Origin of the sequence: Helicobacter mustelae, assembly GCF_900476215.1 — a bacterium.
Lineage (GTDB): Bacteria > Campylobacterota > Campylobacteria > Campylobacterales > Helicobacteraceae > Helicobacter_H > Helicobacter_H mustelae.
The window spans coordinates 1,538,637-1,556,025 of record NZ_LS483446.1 but is presented as its reverse complement, the minus strand read 5'-3'; the positions used below and the strand labels follow the sequence as shown (position 1 = coordinate 1,556,025).

Here is a 17,389-nt window from a genome sequence, read left to right as displayed (position 1 = left end):
AATGCTACAATACACAACCTCAACCAACAAAATAAGTTTTACAAAAGGAATCCCTATGCAAGAACAAATTCAGAAATTTTTTCATTTTTGCCAAGAAAATGAAGTGGAATTCATTGATTTTAGGTTTAGTGATATCAAGGGTGCTTGGCATCATCTTGCTTACTGCGTTCAAGCAGTGGAAGCATCCATGCTAGTGGAGGGGATTCCTTTTGATGCGAGTTCGATGAAGGGCTGGCAGGGCATCGAAAAATCTGACATGATACTAAAACCAGATCTAGTGCGCTATTTCATCGATCCCTTTAGCGCGGATTCCACTGTCGTGGTGTTTTGTGATATCTGGGATATTTATCAGGATGCTCCTTATGAAAAATGCCCGCGCTCCATCGCAAAAAAGGCGATGGAATATCTCAAGCAAAGCGGCATTGGCGATGAGGTATTCATCGGTGCGGAGAATGAATTTTTCATCTTTGATAATGTCAAAATCAAAGATGCTGTCAACTGCCAATATTATGAAATTGATAGCGAGGAGGGGGATTGGAATCGCGATAAGGATATGGAAAATGGTGTCAACATCGGGCATCGCTCTGGGACAAAGGGGGGGTATTTCCCCGTGCCTCCTGTAGATAGCATGATGGATATTCGCGCAGAAATCGTCAAGGTTTTGCATCAGGTGGGGTTAGAGACCTTTGTCGTGCATCATGAGGTCGCCCAGGGACAGGGTGAAATCGGAGTGAAATTTGGGAATCTTTTGGAGGCTGCAGACAATATTCAAAAGCTTAAATATGTCGTAAAAATGGTGGCGCATCTCAATGGAAAAACCGCGACTTTTATGCCAAAGCCTCTCTTTGGGGATAATGGAAATGGCATGCATACGCATGTGAGCATTTGGAAAGATGGGCAAAATCTCTTTGCGGGGGAAAAATACAAAAATCTAAGTCATGAGGCGTTGTATTTTCTGGGCGGAGTCCTCAAGCATGCTCGCTCAGTGGCTGCATTTACCAATGCCTCAGCGAATTCTTTCAAGCGCTTGATTCCTGGCTTTGAAGCCCCATCAATTCTTACTTATTCTGCAAACAATAGAAGTGCTAGCGTGCGTATTCCCTACAATAGCAAGGGCAAGAGCTCGCGGCTAGAATTTCGCTTCCCCGATAGCTCAGCTAACCCCTATCTAGCATTTTGCGCGATTTTGATGGCTGGGCTTGATGGCATTATGCACAAGATTGAGCCTGGAGATCCTATGGATATTAATTTGTTCAAACTTCATTTGGATGAGATTCGGGCAAGGGGTATCAAGCAGATGCCTCACACCCTACGCACGGCATTGGAGGAAATGCTGCTAGATCATGAGTATCTCAAGCGAGGCGAGGTGTTTACAGAGGTTTTTATCCAGACTTATAAGAGTGTGAAATTCCGCACAGAAGTTTGGCCGATTGAAGCCCGTCCTCATCCCTATGAATTTATCACTACATATTCTTGCTAAGGCTTGATCCATCCCCTGCTTTCTTTGACATGTTTTATCTTTGCTAAGCAAATAGGAGTCACTCCTCTTTGTGCCTCTTTGCGCTTTTGTCACAGATTTTTTGGCTAATCTTGTCATTTTTTGCCTGCGCCCGTACTTGTTCGTGGAATTTTGCCATGCCTGTTTTAGACTTGCTCTTATCCTTGTGTTGCCTAGCTTAGCCCATCTCATCATTGCCTTTTGTTGGCTTTCTATCAGATTTATGGCATTTTCTTGGCTGCGGGCTTTTGGACTTGTTTGAAAACAAGAAATGTTATAATTGCACATTTTTGAAAAAAGGAAAAACCATGGTGACTCATTATCGCTACAAGCGCTACATTGGTTATGGCATCATCACGATTTTGGTGATCTTAATGCCCTTTATCACGATAAATGGGAATCATATCCTGCTGCTTTCTTTTGTCCATGAGCAGCTCCATCTATTGGGAGTGGCCTTCAATGTTCAAGAGTTTTATTTGTTGCCATTTTTACTGATACTGCTATTTATTGGTATTTTTTTTATGACGACTCTTGGAGGGCGTATGTGGTGTGGATGGAGCTGTCCGCAGACGATTTTTCGCGTGATTTATCGCGATCTTATTGAGACCAAATTATTGGGGCTGCGTAAAAAGGTCGCAGACAAGCAAAAAAAACCCAATTATCACGAGGGTGCAAATGTCTTCAAAAAGACTCTGGCAATCCTGCTTTTTTGCGTGATTGCGCTTATTGCAGCCAGCGTGTTTTTGTTTTATTTCATCCCTCCTAAGGATTTTTTCGCCTATTTGCAAGACCCTGCTGATCACAAGGTTTTTTTGGGATTTTTATTTTGTATTGCGGCATTTTTGGTTTTTGATATTACTTTTATGGCAGAAAATTTCTGTGTTTATGTCTGTCCTTATGCGCGAGTGCAATCTGTGCTTTTTGACAATAACACCCTCATGGCAATTTATGACACAAAGCGCGGGGGTATGGTGTATGATGATGGGGGGAATCTCTTATCCCCGCCAAAAAAGCAAAATCCCATAAATGAATGTATTAATTGCCATCAATGCGTGAGGGTTTGTCCTACGCATATTGATATTCGCAAGGGGATGCAATTAGAATGCATCAACTGTCTAGAATGCGTGGATGCATGCACCGAGGTTATGGGTAAATTCAATAAACCCTCTCTGGTTTCCTGGAGTTCGCCCAATGCAGTGAGCACAAATTCCAGGGTGAAGTATTTCCGAGCAGCCACCATTGGCTATCTCATCATCATCTTGCTTGTGGTGGGAATCATGCTATTTATGGGAAGCAAAAAAGAGCCCATGCTGGTAAATATCGATCGCAACACCCAGCTCTATGAGGTGCGAAAAAATGGCGCGATTGATAATTTTTATGTTTTCTTGTTTGAAAACACAGAAAATCGCCCCCATCGCTATTATTTTCGTATCACCAATCGTGATGACATAGAAATCCTCCGTCCCAAGCAATCCATAGAGGTGGATCCAGGAGAGAAGCTCAAGCAAATCGTGATTTTGCGAACTTGGAGCAAGGGCAAAAAACTCTCCAATGAGCAGGATGTCACCATCCCACTGGAGATTGAAATTTATGAGGCAGATGACCCAAAAATAGTGATTCATCGAAAGAGTGTTTTTGTAACTCCTGCCATGCAATAGTCTCTATGGCTTTGTGCGTACTATGCGCGTTTTTGCGTTCTGCGCATAGTGCGGGATGTTTTGCAATGCCACAAAACAGTGGCTCGTGAGTTTTTTGGGATTTTATGAGATTGGGATTGTTTGGGTTGTGTGATGTGTTTAGGGGGGATGGGGTTAGGTGGTTTGAGGCAAGAGTGCTCACAAATTGCAAGGATGGTTAAAATCCCATGCCATCAAATCCACTCAAGCCTGTGCTGGGTGCCTGCACCATCTAAGGATGGAATGCCTAGATGATGCAGGTGCTTAGAAGAATCAGAGGAAAAGAGGTTTAATCTCTGCCACCCATTTTTTGATGCGCTCATCGCTGAGGTCTTCTTGATTGTCCTCATCAATCACTAGACCCACAAATTTTCCATCCTCAATGGATTTGGTATCACTAAAGTCATAGCCATCCACATCAGTATGGCCCACTACCTTACCAAGTTTGACTTTTTCATAGAGATGAGAAAGGCTATCGCAAAATGTATCACTATAGGTATCCTGATCTCCTAGTCCCACCAGGCCAATCACCTTCCCATGGAAATCCTCTTGAGAGAAGCTATCTAGAATATCTTCCCAGTCAGATTGCAAATCCCCAGCGCCATAAGTAGAGCTAGCAAGAATGAGATTCTCATACCCCAGTACCTGATCCTTTGAAGCCTTGGAGATGTCAATTACATCCACCTCCCCGCCAATTTCTTTCGCGATTTTATCTGCGACTGTATGAGTATTTCCGCCATCTGTTCCATAAAAAATGCCGATTTTTTTCATAATTTTTCCTTTCACTGTTGATGCAAAGAGTTATACCATTTTTTTGCTACTAAAGTACTTTAGTGCCCCAACAAACAAAACGCCAATTCCCAATAAAAGCAATGGCATCGCATAGGGGGGCAGAAAAACGAGTTTCTCTAGGAGTTTTTTTACCAATTCGCTAGCAAAGTAGCTAAGTAGCCCCATCACCAATGCCCACAAGAGGCATGCAAGAGTATTGAAAATCCAATATTTTTTCAAGCTGTATTTGCTTAGACCAATGACCGCGGGAACAATTGCCTTGATCCCAAAAATATATTTACTAAAAAAAATCAGCCCAATGCCATATTTTTTGAGCCACAAAAACGCTAGGGCGACCTTGCGCCTGTGTTTTTGAAAATATCTTGCAAAATCTTTTTTTTGACTTCGCACCAGGACTGCAAAAATCCCGCTGCCAATGGCATTTCCCACAAAAGCCACCAGGACAGAAAGGGTGATATCCATGCTTCCTAGGCTGCTGAGAAAACCCGCTGCAATGATGGCCAAATATCCTCCACCTAAAGAATAGAGGAATAATAATAAATACCCCCAGGATTGTAAATGTTCTTGAAATGATTGCACGGCTTCCAAGTCATCTCCTTGTGTCGATCTATGTGTTTTGTTCAAAACATAATTATAATTATTATTTACAAAAATTACAATTATTTTTCTGAGTCAATCTAACATAAAAATCAAAACTTATCAAGAAAAATTGAAAAGTTCATAAAAAAATCAGAATTTACTGGTAAAAATTCACAAAAATTCTAAAAACTGGGATCATGACCCAGCGGACTCAAATGCACGATCTCTTAAAAATCCATGCGACCAAAGCCAAGGATTTTCAAAGAGGTCCCTCAACCCTTACAGATCTTAGAGACCCTGGGACTAGAATCGATAGAGATATTCCATTGCTATATAATCACTGGTTCTTAGTCTCGCATAAAGGGGCATGGTGTTTTTTATGATGCCTCGCAGGATTTTGGAATTTTGATACAGCAGCCCCCCGGCCCTGTAATTGATAAAAATTTGATGCCTCCCTAGGAAGAAATGTAGTCCAATTTGGGGGTAGAAATCATTGCTTTTGAAGGAGTTTTTAAACCCATTTTGCACACTGGTTTCACGATTGCGATAATACACAAAGCGATAACCCGCGCCAAAGTTCACCCCTAGCAAAAAATTTCCCTTTTGCAAAAAATCATACAAAAATTCAAAATCCACCCCAAAACTTAGGGGCAATAGATCGATTTTGGCTCTTGCATCCCCTAGTGCGAAGCCTTGGGTGATGGGTGTTGAGATGCCTCCATATAGGGATAATTTGGCGCCAAAATTATTGGTGTAATACAGCTGATCTCCAAATTTGATGCCAAACTCCCCGGCAGGATGCTCCACAAAGCCCTTCCAAGCCCCATTTTCAAAAGCGTGATTGAGCGCTGCTGTTTGTAGGCCCACCTCTAGTCCAAAAAATAAGCCATTTTTAGGATTTTCTTCTTCTGCATCAATGAAGCCTAAGAGGCATAAAAATAGCAAGATTCTCTTCATTTTTCTTCTCGCAGTTTAATGTTATTTGTTTTGTGATAGGGAAAATCATAGCAAAAAAATCAAGAAATACCTGGGAATTTTTGCCACACTCTGCCTCCATTTTATGCGCATTTTTAGAAAAATAGTAATGATTTTTATGGATGGATCTTTGCTTACAAAGGCTATAATTCCCCAAAGTATGGATCTGGGATTGCGTTTCAAAAAAGTCTATATAGAAATCAGCGATATTTGTGGGCTAAATTGCTCTTTTTGCCCACAGCAAAAAGGGGTGCGCGGGAAGATGAGCCTCTTGCTTTTTGAGAAAATCCTCTCCCAAATCCAGGGAAAAACCAAGCTCGTGAGCCTCCATGTCCTGGGAGATCCTTGCAAACATACCGATCTTTCCTCCTATCTGGATCTTTTGACAAAATATGCACTTAGGGCAGATATTGTAACTAGCGGCTATTACCTCTGCCAAGAGCTGCTTTTTGAGCCCTGTATTCATCAGGTGGCTTTTTCGCTGGATGCGGGTTTGGATCCCAAAAATCCCCACAAAAAAGACTATCTTGCAAAGATTTTGGAATTTTGTGCACTGCACCAAATGCGCCAATCAAAGATTTTTCTCAATCTGCGCCTGCAAGATCGCCTCTTAAATCCTGCTGTTTTAGAGCAGATCGTGCGCTTTTTTGGCGTGCAAATCAAAGAACCCCATGTTTATGGGCGCTACAAGCTTAGAGAATATATTTTTTTGGTGATTACCAAAAGCTTCACCTGGGCAGATATGAGTCTAAAAAAAAGCTGTGATAGCAGGCGCTGCCATGCCATCAAGGAGCAAATCGCAATCCTTGCCAATGGGATTGTGGTGCCTTGCTGTATCGATGCTGCTGGGGTGATTGCACTTGGGGATGTGAATGTGCAAAGCCTGCAAGAAATCTATCACTCTCCAAGATCTGTTGCTATCAAAGAGGGCTTTGAAAAAGGCATTGCCATAGAGGAGTTATGCAAAAAATGCAATTTTCCTACAAATCGAGTCGCCTCACCCCCAGTACGCTTGCTATCCCCCAATTTTTCGCATAAATCCTATTGATTTGGCTTAAAATTTTTACACGAAAAATGATATGATTGCAGAAACTTTTTTTGATGAAGAGAGGCGGATTATGTCAAACTTAGTTCAAGTCGATCAGGTAACATCCCTACACAAAAATAACGAGCTGCAATTGCTTTGTTTTCGCCTAGAGAAAGACAAGGATCTCTATGCAGTCAATGTCTTTAAAATTCGCGAAGTAGTCAAATACAATGGAAGTCTCAATACCATCAGTTTCGAAGAGCATGCGCTGGTAGAGGGTCTCATCACCATTCGTGGCATGACCCTGCCGCTTGTGGATATGAGGAAGTGGTTTCATTATGATGGAAACTTTCCTAATCGCAGTCTAAAAGATCACAGGATCCACAGAGAAGGCGGCCAGGATGATGTCATTATGATTTGTGAATTTTCTCATTGGACAATTGGGGTGAGGATTTTTGAAGCAGATAGGATCTTGTCTAAGAAATGGACAGAGATTGAGCAGGGCGTGAGCATCACGGGGGGCGCTTATAACAATAAGCTTGTGAGCTATACGCGCTATTTTGATGGGAGCTTGGTGCAGGTCGTGGATATCGAAAAAATGCTTGTGGATGTGTTCCCATGGATTGAGGAGGAAAAACAGCTCGAACTCAATGAATTGAAAAAAATCCCCACCAAAAAGATCGCATTACTAGCAGATGATAGCCCAAGCGTGCTAAAGACCATGGGATTCATCCTAGACAAACTCGAGCTAAAACATCTAGATTTCACCAATGGCGAGAAGCTCTTGGATTATCTCTTTGACAAAAAAACAAAACTCGATGAGATTGGATTCATCATTACGGACTTGGAGATGCCCCAAGTCAGCGGCTTTGAGGTCATCAAGCAGGTCAAAAACAATCCAGACACCGCACATCTCCCCGTGATTGTAAATTCTTCCATGAGTGGAAGCAGTAATGAATACATGGCCCTCTCCCTTAAAGCCGATCGCTTCATATCCAAATCCAATCCCATCGAGATCAAAGAGGCCATTCAAGAATTGCTAAACAAATAATGCAGCACGACATCCTATGGGATATCCCCTCTCCCTGCTATGTGCTAGAAGAAGAGCTTTTACTTGGCAATCTTGAGATTTTAGATTCCATCCAAAAGTCTAGCGGTGCAAAGATTTTGCTCGCGCTTAAGGGCTACGCCCTCCATCCAAGCTTCTCTCTCATTTCCCAATATCTAAGTGGCACCACTGCTAGCGGGATTCATGAAGCAAGGCTTGGGGCAGAGGAGTTTGGAGGGAGGGAAAAAAACAAAGAAGTTTGTGTGTTCTCTCCTGCTTACAAGCATCAAGAAATGCTAGATCTCATAGAAATTGCTACGCATATCATTTTCAATTCCTTTGCCCAGTGGCAGGAATTTAAACCCCTAATCGAGCAAAAAAATAAGATATTTAGAGTAGAAAATAAGCAAGAGATTGAAGTGGGATTGCGCCTCAATCCTCTCTATAGCGAGGTCACTCCCCCCATCTATAATCCTTGCATTAGCGGCAGTCGCCTAGGCATCAATCCTAGTGAATTCCAAAAAGGAGTGCAGAGCTATGGGTTAGAAGGCATCAGCGGCCTGCATTTCCACACCCATTGCGAGCAGAATTCTGATGCGCTTGCGCGCACGTTGGTGCATTTTGAAAGGCATTTTGGAGATTACATCCCTCAAATGTCTTGGATCAATTTTGGTGGCGGGCATCACATCACGCGAAAGGGTTATGACCTCGCACTCCTAGATGGCATCATCAAAGATTTTCGCAAGCGCTATAATGAAGTCGCGGTATTTTTGGAGCCAGGGGAGGCTGTTGGTTGGGAGAGTGGGTTTTTGATCGGGGAAGTGGTGGATCTCATTCACAATGGAATGGATATTGCAATTTTGGATGTTTCTGCTACTGCGCATATGCCAGATTGCTTAGAGATGCCCTATCGCCCAAGGGTGCGCGTGCTAAATAGATGGGGCATTCATCAAGACCAGGGAGAAGATGTAGCAAAATATCGCTATCGCTTTGGCGGCCCTAGCTGTCTAGCAGGAGATGTGATTGGGGATTATAGCTTTGATGTTGCATTGCAGCGTGGGGATCGCGTGATTTTTGAAGACATGATGCACTACACCATCGTAAAAAACAATACTTTCAATGGCATCCCGCTGCCTTCCCTTGGCAAAATCACAAATCAGGGCTTTGTGTTACTCAAAACATTTGGATATTTAGACTACAAAAATCGCAATGGATAATGACATCATTGTGGGGTTAGCGGGTCATATCGACCATGGCAAAACTTCTCTCATCAAGGCGCTCAATGGTTTTGATGGAGATGAGAGCCCGCAGGAAAAAGAGCGGGGGATTACTCTGGATATTAGCTTTTCTCACCTAAGGACTCCTAGCCGTACCATAACATTGATTGATGTGCCAGGACATCATAAGTTAGTGAAAAACATGATTGCTGGGGCATTTGGCATCGATGTATTGCTTCTTGTGATCGCGAGTGATGATGGCATCATGCCCCAAAGCATCGAGCATCTAGAGATTGCCAATTTTTTGGGCATCCAAAAAGCCATTTGCGTCATCACCAAGGTAGATCTCCCCCAAAATCTAGCCCTTAGATCTCAGGTTCTAGATCTCTTTGCGCGCTTTAGTAACATTTCTCTAGAGGCCATTCTTAGTTTTAGCATCTATGAGCCAAAGCTAAGGCTTGAACTCTTAAATGTGTTAGATTCCATCCATAAGCCTCAAAAAACCCCCGCGCATTTTTTTCGCTACTACATAGATCGCAGCTTTTCTCTCCCGGGTGTTGGCAGCGTGGTGAGTGGCGGTGTAGTAAGTGGAGGGATTGAAGTTGGTCAAAAAGTCTTTGTCTGTGAGCTCCAAAGAGAATTACAGGTGCGTTCCTTGCAAATGCATCACAAAAATCTCTCTCACGCTTCTTTTTCTCACCGTGTTGGCATCAATCTCGCAAATATTCCTAGCAAGAAGCTTAAACGCGGCTATCTTCTAACCCAAAGGGGTTTTATGAGGGGGTTTGATCGCATCGATGTGGTGCTTTATCCATTGGTGAAGCAAGATTTGCACAATCTCAAGGTGCAATTTTATATCGGGACAAAGTGCTGCCATGCAAAAATCCTAGTCTTGCAGAGGGAGCAGGGGCAGATCTTTGCCACATTGCAAACGGATAAAAAAATCTATAGCATCTTTGGGGAGCGCTTTGTCTTGAGGGATGAAGAGAAAAATATTGCCGGAGGAAGGATTTTGTGTCCCATCACAGACCCCATCAAAAAATCCCAAAAAATTCCCTTGCTACACTCTCTCCTATCAAAAAATTTTGTAGAGAGTTTTGGCAGGATCTTGCTTGCACACAAGAGGGGATTTGGGCTTATTTGTGCTTCACAGCGCTTCTGTCTTACTCAAGAAGAGGCTTTAAAAATCGCTGCACTTGTTCCAAATAGCGTGCTAGATAGCAAAAATCTCATACTCTATCATCAAGAAGCTCTAGGAGAGATTGCCTCTCTTGTGCGCAAGATTTATGCAAAAAATCCCTTCGCACTCCTCTCTAGCAAATCGCTTTCTAGCAAGATTCCCTGGGCATCCCCTTTGATCCTAGAATCTGCCCTGCAAGATTTATGCAAAAATCAAGAGATTTCCAAGAACAAGGGCCTATTTGTCTCAAAAAATAATTCCATCAAGGATTTGCAAAGCTATGTTAGAGAGAAGCTTTATGAAAATTTGCTAAGTTGTGGCAAAACCCCAAAGGCTCCTAGTCATCTCTATGCATTGCTAGATATTGACCCTAGCATTGGCGCATATGCACTCAAAAAACTCTGCAAAGCACAAAAAATCACACGTTTAGAGAAGAATGTATTTTTGCCTACGATCACGCTAAATCACATCCTCAAAGAAATGCGCGATTTGTTAGAGAAATATCATTTTTTGGATCTGGCAATCTTGAAAAAAGAATGGGGGATTAGTAGAAAATATTTGATTGCTTATTTGGATTATTTTGATCAATTTCAAGACATCAAAAACCAGGAGGGAAAGAGGGTCCTGCGCTATGTTTAAGCAAATTTCCAATAAGATTTTTGTATAATCTTTCCCAAAAACCCGAGGGAAAAAATCCATGAAAAAATTCATCACTACGCCCATTTATTATGTCAATGATGTTCCTCATATTGGGCATGCTTATACAAATATTTTGGCGGATATGCTCAAAAAGTACTACACCCTCTTGGGAGAAGAGACATTTTTGCTCACTGGCACAGATGAGCATGGACAAAAGATCGAGCAATCTGCACAAAAAAAGCACCAAACCCCCAAGGCCTATGCTGATCAAATCAGCCAGGAATTTCGCAATCTCTGGGATTATTTTGGCATTGATTATGATCATTTTGTGCGCACCACAGATGCTAGCCACATCAAGGGGGTGCAGGAGGCATTTTCCAAGATGTATCAAAAGGGGGATATTTATAAGGGCGAGTATGAGGGAAATTATTGCATTAGTTGTGAAAGTTTTTTCGCTCCTTCACAGCTTCTAGATGGAAAATGTCCTGATTGTGGTAGAAACACAAATCTCATCAAAGAGGAGAGCTATTTTTTTGCACTTAGCAAGTATCAGGATAAATTGCTTCAATGGTATGAAAAAAGTGATTGCATCTTCCCAAGGTTTCGAAAAAATGAAGTCATCAATTTTGTAAAAAATGGCCTTAATGATCTCTCCATCACGCGCACGAGTTTTGCATGGGGCATCCCGCTTCCCAAAGATTTGCAAGAGCCAAGGCACATTATCTATGTTTGGTTGGATGCGCTTTTGAATTACATCACTGCGCTTGGATATCCCGATGCAAATTTTCAAAAGGATTTTTGGGAGAATGCCATCCAAATTGTTGGCAAGGATATTTTGCGCTTCCATGCCATCTATTGGCCTGCGTTTTTGATGAGTCTAGAGCTGCCCTTGCCCAAGGTCATCTGCGCACATGGATGGTGGTTGATTGAGGGTAAAAAAATGAGCAAAAGCCTGGGCAATGTTGTCAATCCTAAAGAGGTTGGGGAGGATTATGGGATTGAGCATCTGCGCTATTTTTTGTTGCGTGAGGTGAGCTTTGGAAATGATGGGAATTTTGCAAAAAAATCCCTGGCACAGCGGATTAACACCGACCTTGCCAATGATTTGGGGAATCTTCTTAGCCGCACGCTAGGGATGGCAGAAAAATATTTTGCACTGCATTTGAGTGGCGAGTTTTCTTTGTATGAAGAAAAAAAGCAAATCGAGCAGATCCTAGCAAGGTTAGAGCCCCTCATGAATGAAATTCAGCCCTCTTCTTATCTGGAGGAATTGTGGAAAATTTTTACACTTGCAAACTCCCTGATCCCCAAATATGAGCCCTGGAATCTTATGAAACAAGGACAGATTAAAGCCACAGCCTCCCTCTTGCTTGTAATTGGAAATATTTTGATCAAAGGGGCATTGTGTCTCTATCCCATCATGCCAGAGACTGCACAAAAAATCCTAAGTGTATTTGGAATTGAGGCCACGGCTGCAAATTATGCCAAATACATTACAAAGCGCCACTGGGAAGCAGATCTAAGGCTAAAAAAAATAGAAGCACTCTTCCCAAAAATTGAGGAGAGCAAAGAAGTGCAATCCCAGCATGATGCAGCCATTGCGCCAAAGGCATCAAAAGTGCATGCATCCCTCAAGGCCCTAAGTACCGATAGGCTTGTGGGCATCGAGGATTTTTCCAAATTAGACATTAGGGTGGGGACTGTTTTGGAGGCAGTGGCACTCCCAAAAAGCAAGAAGCTCTTAAGGTTATCAGTGGATTTGGGAGAGGAGCGCCCTAGATGTATACTTTCAGGAATTGCAGAGTTCTATACTCCAGAGAGTCTTAAAAATCAGCAAGTTTGTGTGATTGCCAATCTCAAGCCCGCAAAAATCATGGGAGAGATTTCAGAGGGAATGATCCTTGCAGTCAGGGATTTGGAGGGGCTAGGACTTCTCAAGGTGGATAAAACAAAGCAAAATGGTAGCAAGGTAAGCTAGTGAGATTGAATCAAATGATTGAATTGATGCAGGGGAAACTGCACAATGCCCCCGCCATAGATGCATTTAGTGGAATTTCTTTTGCGCTAAATGCTCTCAAAAAAGGAGATTTGTTTTTTGCCAAAAATATACAAGAGATTGATGCAGCCATTGCCATGGGTGCTTATGGTATCGTGTATGACCAAAGCGTATTAATCAATGATGTTGAGATTGCTTGGATTGAGGTAAAAAACATAGAAGAAGCGATCTCAAGGCTTTTGCGTTATTTCCTGCTAAGCAAAAAAATCGAGGCCTTCTGCCTCAAGGATCTTGAATTTGCTATTTTCAAACAAATTTGCACGGATGCCAATGTGCTCATTTATGATGAGAATTTAGAGGAGATCGTCAGCCTTTTGTTTTGTGAAGAAAATCTCTATAAGGCTATTTTATTTTCTCAGAAAAAACCCCTGCAATACATTCTAGACTCCACTCCAAGCATCGTGCCACAGGAATCCTTGCTAGATATTCGGGTGGCGACCTTGTTTGATCTGCGTTTTTATTATAAATTTTTGCATTATCATATCAATCTCCCTGTTTTGTTTGCACAGGATCTGTGCGCGGTTTTGTATTTATGCGAGAATTATCAAATCCAATATGATTTATCTGCGCTCAAAGAGCTAGCTGCCATTAAGCCCAACTTCATTGATTCTACCCCAAGGCTTGTAGATTATGGCAAAAGCAATAAGGTCCTCATCGCCCAAGAGGAGCTACAAGATTTCAAAAAGTATCTCAAATACATTGCGCTCAATGGAAAATGGGGTAGGATTATGACATTTCTCCCCAAGGATTGTGCAGAAGAGCTCCCCTTTCCCGCTCTTTTTTATGGCGACAAAGAAGATTTATATTCCTTCTTCCAGCAGGAGAATTTTCATTTTGGATTGGTTTTTGGAATCAAAAATGAAGATCTCACGCATTTACTGCAATCCCATGCACCAAAAATCATGGCAAGTCTTTTTGATGAATTTTAAAAATCCAAAAATCAAAGAGCTTTTTGAAAAAATCTCCACATTGCCAAAGCTTTCCAATCCCTGCCCCTATCACTGTGAAAATGGAGTGCACATCAATCTGCCAGAGCTCTGCCAAAAAGATCAAGAAACAATCACAAATCTTGCTAGAGCTCTTTTGCCATGGCGTAAGGGGCCATTTTATTTGGGAGACTTGTTTATTGATAGTGAGTGGCGCAGCTTCATGAAGTGGGAGCAAATTGCCCCTCATGTAAATCTAGAGCAAAAAGATGTCGCAGACATTGGCTGTAATAATGGCTATTATTTATGGGAAATGCTCAAACACAATCCAAAATCCCTCATGGGCTTTGATCCTGGGGAAATTTTTTATGCACAATTTTGCTTCCTCAATCACTTTTTGCAGACTCCAATTGTTTTTCAACTCCTGGGGGTGGAGGATTTGCGTTTTTATGAGAAAAAATTTGATGTAATTTTTTGTCTGGGTGTGCTCTATCACAGAAGCGATCCCATATCTGCCCTCAAGCTGCTTGCACGTGCACTCAGAGAGGATGGTGAGCTGGTTTTAGACACACTTATCATTGATGATGATAAAGAGGTTGCACTCACCCCTAAAGAAAGCTATGCCAAAATGAAAAACGTGTATTTCATTCCCTCTATTCCCGCATTGCTGTCCTGGTGTTTTCGCGCAAAACTCGAACTCATAGAAATCATCAACATCAAAGCCACGACCCTAGAAGAGCAGCGCAAAACAGAATGGATGGATTCTCTGAGTCTAGATTCCTTTGTCGATTTGCAAAAAGGGCAAACGATTGAGGGTTACCCTCTGCCAAAAAGAGCATATTTCAAATTCAAAAGGATGAAAAATGCAAGAACAAGACTTTGAACAAACCTCCTCGCTAATCAAGCCAAAAGATAAGCTCCTCATCTGCAATGCCATCAATGTGGATCTGTGCGGCGAGCTTGTGAGCATCAAAGAAGGAAGCGCACAGGTGGTTTTTAGCGCCTCATCCATCATGACAACTGATGGAGAAAAATCCATACACGCAGGCTTTATTTTCAATAGCGCTTCTTATGCCGCACTTTGTGCAATCAATAAGCGTAATAGCATCATCATTGGCTCAGATGTCAAGTTTCTAGCTCCTATTGAAATCGGGCATGAGATTTTATTTCAAGCCACAACGCTGCAAAGTGGAATCAAAAAATGTGAGGTAAAAGTCGAGGGGTTTTTGCTGGATATCAAGGTGTTTGAGGGAATGTTTTACATCGCAATTTTTGACAAAAAATTATTCAAACTTAAGCTAAAAGAAGAGGGAAATGCGCACTAGCCTCATTTATGGGATTTTATTTGTTGGGGTAATTGTCCTTGTGTCTTTTTATCTTGAAGGTCTGCTTTTTGCGCGAAGAATCCCCATCTCCGCGCTTCTTATAGGCGTGATTATGGGAGCATTGCTCTCTCCGCTCTTTCGTAGGAAGAAAGACTATCTAGAAGCTGGCATAAATTTTAGTGCCAAGAAGCTTTTGCGCTTTGGTATTGTGCTTTATGGCTTCAATGTCACATTGGATCAAATCAGTGGCATTGGATGGAGTGGCTTTTTGATCGCACTTTGTGTGGTGGTGGGGATTTTTGCACTGGGCAGCTATGTTGGGGTGAAATTTTTGAAATTAGACAAAGATGTCGCCATGCTTGTGAGTGGGGGGAGTGCGATTTGTGGAGCGGCTGCTGTGCTTGCGCTAGAATCTTCCATCAAGTCTGAGCCCTACAAGGGGATCATCGCAGTGGGGACGGTGGTGTTTTTTGGATTATTGTCGATGTTTTTGTATCCGCTTTTTTATGTGTTTTTTTTGCACGATTCTTTTAGTCAGACGCAGATGGGGGTTTATATTGGTGCGACACTTCATGAGGTGGCAAATGTTGTGGGGGCAGCAGGGAGCATTGGTCTAGATGCAAGTGTTGCTGCCATCACAGTAAAAATGATTCGTGTAATTTTGCTCGTTCCACTTTTGTTGATCATCCCCTATCTCACGGCAAAAAATCCAAAAGAAGGAGTAAGGCGTCAGTTCCCCATCCCTTGGTTTGCTTTTTTGTTTCTTTTGATGGTGGTAATCAATTCCTTTATCGATCCTTTGATTGGCCCCTTCCTCTCTCAGGATTTGATAGAAAAAAGCACGTATATCCTGCGCCTTCTTTGTAGCATCTCCTTGGTGTTTGCAATGAGTGCGCTGGGATTGCAGATTGATCTCAAAAAATTCCTAAGCTCTGGGGGGAGGGCATTTCTCTTGGGGGCAATTTTATTTGGAACCCTGCTGGTGCTTGGCTTTTTGCTTGTGAAGATCTTTGCATAAATAAAAAGATGTTATACTCCCCTATCTTTAAAGACAAGGAGTGAACATGCAAAATATCACAGAAAAAGAATATGGACAAGTCACAAAAGAGGGGTTGGTGGTAGTGGAATTTGGTGCTTCTTGGTGCCCTGATTGTGTGAGGATTGAGCCCATCATGCAGGCATTATCCAAGGAATATGAGGGGAAAGTGAAGTTCTATAAGGTGAATTTTGATGATGCAGAATCTCTAAAAGAAACTCTCAACATCAGAAGAATTCCCACATTGCTTTTTTTTAAAAATGGAGTGGAGGTAGGAGAGCGACTCATAGAGCCGGGCAATCGCTTGGTGATTGAAAATGCCATTAAGGCGCTGTTCTAATCCCATCTTCAAAAGTCCATAGATTTTATGGACTTCCTCCTCCCTTTTTTGTTCTTGTTTGTCTTTGTGTGTTTTCCTTAATCATTATCTCTGTTGGTATAAATGTCTGCTCCCTTGCCTGCCCCTCTGAATGTTTTTTTTTGGCTATGGATTTTGCTTGTTGCATTTTCCTGCTACAATGCCTCCATGATTTGTGTGCTTGATATTGAAACCATTCCCGATGTAGATATTTTGCGTCGTATGTATCCTGATGCAGCCCTTTTGAGTGATTTGGATCTCTGTGCTCATGCCTTTTTTCTGCAAAAAGAAAAGACTGGCAGTGAATTTCTCCCCTTGCATTTGCATAAAATCATCTGTATCTCCAGTGTGCTTGCAGATGAATATGGGTATTTTATCAAGGTGGGTAATTTTGGCAAAGGCGAGGGAGAGGAGAATTTGCTCACAGAGTTTTTGAGCTTTATGGATAAGAAAAACCCCAAGCTTGTAAGCTTTAATGGGCGCAATTTTGACATCCCTGCGATTCTGCTAAGGAGCATGCGTTATAATCTCTCTGCCATTGCTTACTATGAGACAGAGAATCCCAAGCACAACAAAAACAAATGGGAGAACTATCGCCAAAGATATAGTGAGCGCTTTCATGTAGACCTATTTGATACCTTAGGAAATTTTGGCAATGTGCGCGGATTGCAGCTAGATAAGATCTGTATGATGCTAGATCTCCCAGGGAAATATGACATCAGCGGAGACATGGTGCATCATATCTATTATGACCCTACTTTGGATGAGGAGGAGAAGATGGAGCAAATCCAGACCTATTGCCAAAGCGATGTGTTAAACACCTATTGGGTCTATCTTAAGTACGAGCTTCTTAGAGGTGCAATGAGCAAGGAGGATTATTTTTCCATCCTTTTGGATTTTCGCTCCAAAATACCTCAAGACAGATCTTATAGCTCACATTTTCTTCAAGCATTAGATAGGGAATTAGCGCGCGCCTAGAGTCCTAAGCCAAGAGCTTTTAAATTTTATAATTGTCTTTGGCTTTATTCAAGCCTCTTGCGTTGCTCCTATACCCCAC

The 17,389-nt window shown here is 42.1% G+C and carries 16 protein-coding genes; 13 read left to right on the top strand and 3 right to left on the bottom strand.

Annotated features, from left to right (window positions below; all coding sequences use genetic code 11):
- The first annotated feature begins 55 nt into the window (after window positions 1-55).
- Window positions 56-1,480: a type I glutamate--ammonia ligase gene (glnA, locus tag DQN48_RS07465; RefSeq protein WP_013023741.1), complete on the top strand. Its 1,425-nt coding sequence runs from the start codon at window positions 56-58 to the stop codon at window positions 1,478-1,480.
- Between the two features lie 326 nt (window positions 1,481-1,806).
- Window positions 1,807-3,156: a cytochrome c oxidase accessory protein CcoG gene (gene ccoG, locus DQN48_RS07455; RefSeq protein ID WP_041913212.1), complete on the top strand. Its 1,350-nt coding sequence runs from the start codon at window positions 1,807-1,809 to the stop codon at window positions 3,154-3,156.
- Window positions 3,157-3,447: 291 nt separating this feature from the next.
- On the opposite strand, the gene DQN48_RS07450 is transcribed toward ccoG, so the two are convergent.
- The 3 genes from DQN48_RS07450 to DQN48_RS07440 all read right to left on the bottom strand — a co-directional run bounded on the left by DQN48_RS07450 (window position 3,448) and on the right by DQN48_RS07440 (window position 5,502).
- Window positions 3,448-3,945, bottom strand: coding sequence for a flavodoxin (locus DQN48_RS07450; RefSeq protein ID WP_013023739.1), 498 nt, complete (start codon window positions 3,943-3,945; stop codon window positions 3,448-3,450).
- 30 nt (window positions 3,946-3,975) lie between these two features.
- On the bottom strand, window positions 3,976-4,545 hold the full coding sequence (locus DQN48_RS07445) for a DedA family protein (RefSeq protein ID WP_041913419.1): 570 nt from the start codon (window positions 4,543-4,545) through the stop codon (window positions 3,976-3,978).
- Window positions 4,546-4,848: 303 nt separating this feature from the next.
- Window positions 4,849-5,502 (bottom strand): hypothetical protein, encoded by a 654-nt coding sequence (locus DQN48_RS07440; protein ID WP_041913211.1) that lies wholly within the window; start codon window positions 5,500-5,502, stop codon window positions 4,849-4,851.
- 103 nt (window positions 5,503-5,605) lie between these two features.
- Here DQN48_RS07440 and DQN48_RS07435 point away from each other — a divergent pair, with 103 nt between their 5' ends.
- From DQN48_RS07435 to DQN48_RS07385, 11 genes are all read left to right on the top strand, one after another.
- Window positions 5,606-6,568, top strand: coding sequence for a radical SAM/SPASM domain-containing protein (locus DQN48_RS07435; protein WP_145980449.1), 963 nt, complete (start codon window positions 5,606-5,608; stop codon window positions 6,566-6,568).
- Window positions 6,569-6,635: 67 nt separating this feature from the next.
- Entirely contained in the window at window positions 6,636-7,598 is a 963-nt protein-coding gene (locus DQN48_RS07430) for a chemotaxis protein CheW (protein ID WP_373973453.1), read from the top strand.
- Window positions 7,598-8,812 carry a carboxynorspermidine decarboxylase gene (gene nspC, locus DQN48_RS07425; protein ID WP_013023735.1) on the top strand — a complete coding sequence of 405 codons (1,215 nt, stop codon included), beginning with the start codon at window positions 7,598-7,600 and terminating at the stop codon, window positions 8,810-8,812. Before DQN48_RS07430 ends, nspC begins: the two co-directional genes overlap by 1 nt.
- Complete coding sequence (gene selB / locus DQN48_RS07420; RefSeq protein ID WP_013023734.1) at window positions 8,805-10,631, top strand: selenocysteine-specific translation elongation factor; 1,827 nt, start codon at window positions 8,805-8,807, stop codon at window positions 10,629-10,631. The genes nspC and selB overlap by 8 nt, the downstream gene beginning before the upstream one ends.
- A 58-nt stretch (window positions 10,632-10,689) precedes the next feature.
- Window positions 10,690-12,609: a methionine--tRNA ligase gene (gene metG, locus DQN48_RS07415; protein ID WP_013023733.1), complete on the top strand. Its 1,920-nt coding sequence runs from the start codon at window positions 10,690-10,692 to the stop codon at window positions 12,607-12,609.
- Window positions 12,609-13,616 (top strand): hypothetical protein, encoded by a 1,008-nt coding sequence (locus tag DQN48_RS07410; protein ID WP_041913209.1) that lies wholly within the window; start codon window positions 12,609-12,611, stop codon window positions 13,614-13,616. Before metG ends, DQN48_RS07410 begins: the two co-directional genes overlap by 1 nt.
- Window positions 13,606-14,496 (top strand): tRNA 5-methoxyuridine(34)/uridine 5-oxyacetic acid(34) synthase CmoB, encoded by an 891-nt coding sequence (gene cmoB, locus DQN48_RS07405; protein WP_013023731.1) that lies wholly within the window; start codon window positions 13,606-13,608, stop codon window positions 14,494-14,496. The genes DQN48_RS07410 and cmoB overlap by 11 nt, the downstream gene beginning before the upstream one ends.
- Entirely contained in the window at window positions 14,477-14,938 is a 462-nt protein-coding gene (locus DQN48_RS07400) for a hypothetical protein (protein WP_013023730.1), read from the top strand. The genes cmoB and DQN48_RS07400 overlap by 20 nt, the downstream gene beginning before the upstream one ends.
- The gene (locus tag DQN48_RS07395) at window positions 14,928-15,956 is read left to right on the top strand and encodes a YeiH family protein (RefSeq protein WP_013023729.1); all 1,029 of its coding nucleotides are present in this window, start codon (window positions 14,928-14,930) and stop codon (window positions 15,954-15,956) included. Before DQN48_RS07400 ends, DQN48_RS07395 begins: the two co-directional genes overlap by 11 nt.
- A gap of 46 nt (window positions 15,957-16,002) precedes the next feature.
- Window positions 16,003-16,314, top strand: coding sequence for a thioredoxin family protein (locus tag DQN48_RS07390; RefSeq protein ID WP_013023728.1), 312 nt, complete (start codon window positions 16,003-16,005; stop codon window positions 16,312-16,314).
- A 186-nt stretch (window positions 16,315-16,500) separates the two neighbouring features.
- Complete coding sequence (locus DQN48_RS07385; RefSeq protein WP_041913416.1) at window positions 16,501-17,310, top strand: 3'-5' exonuclease; 810 nt, start codon at window positions 16,501-16,503, stop codon at window positions 17,308-17,310.
- The last annotated feature ends 79 nt before the right edge of the window (window positions 17,311-17,389 follow it).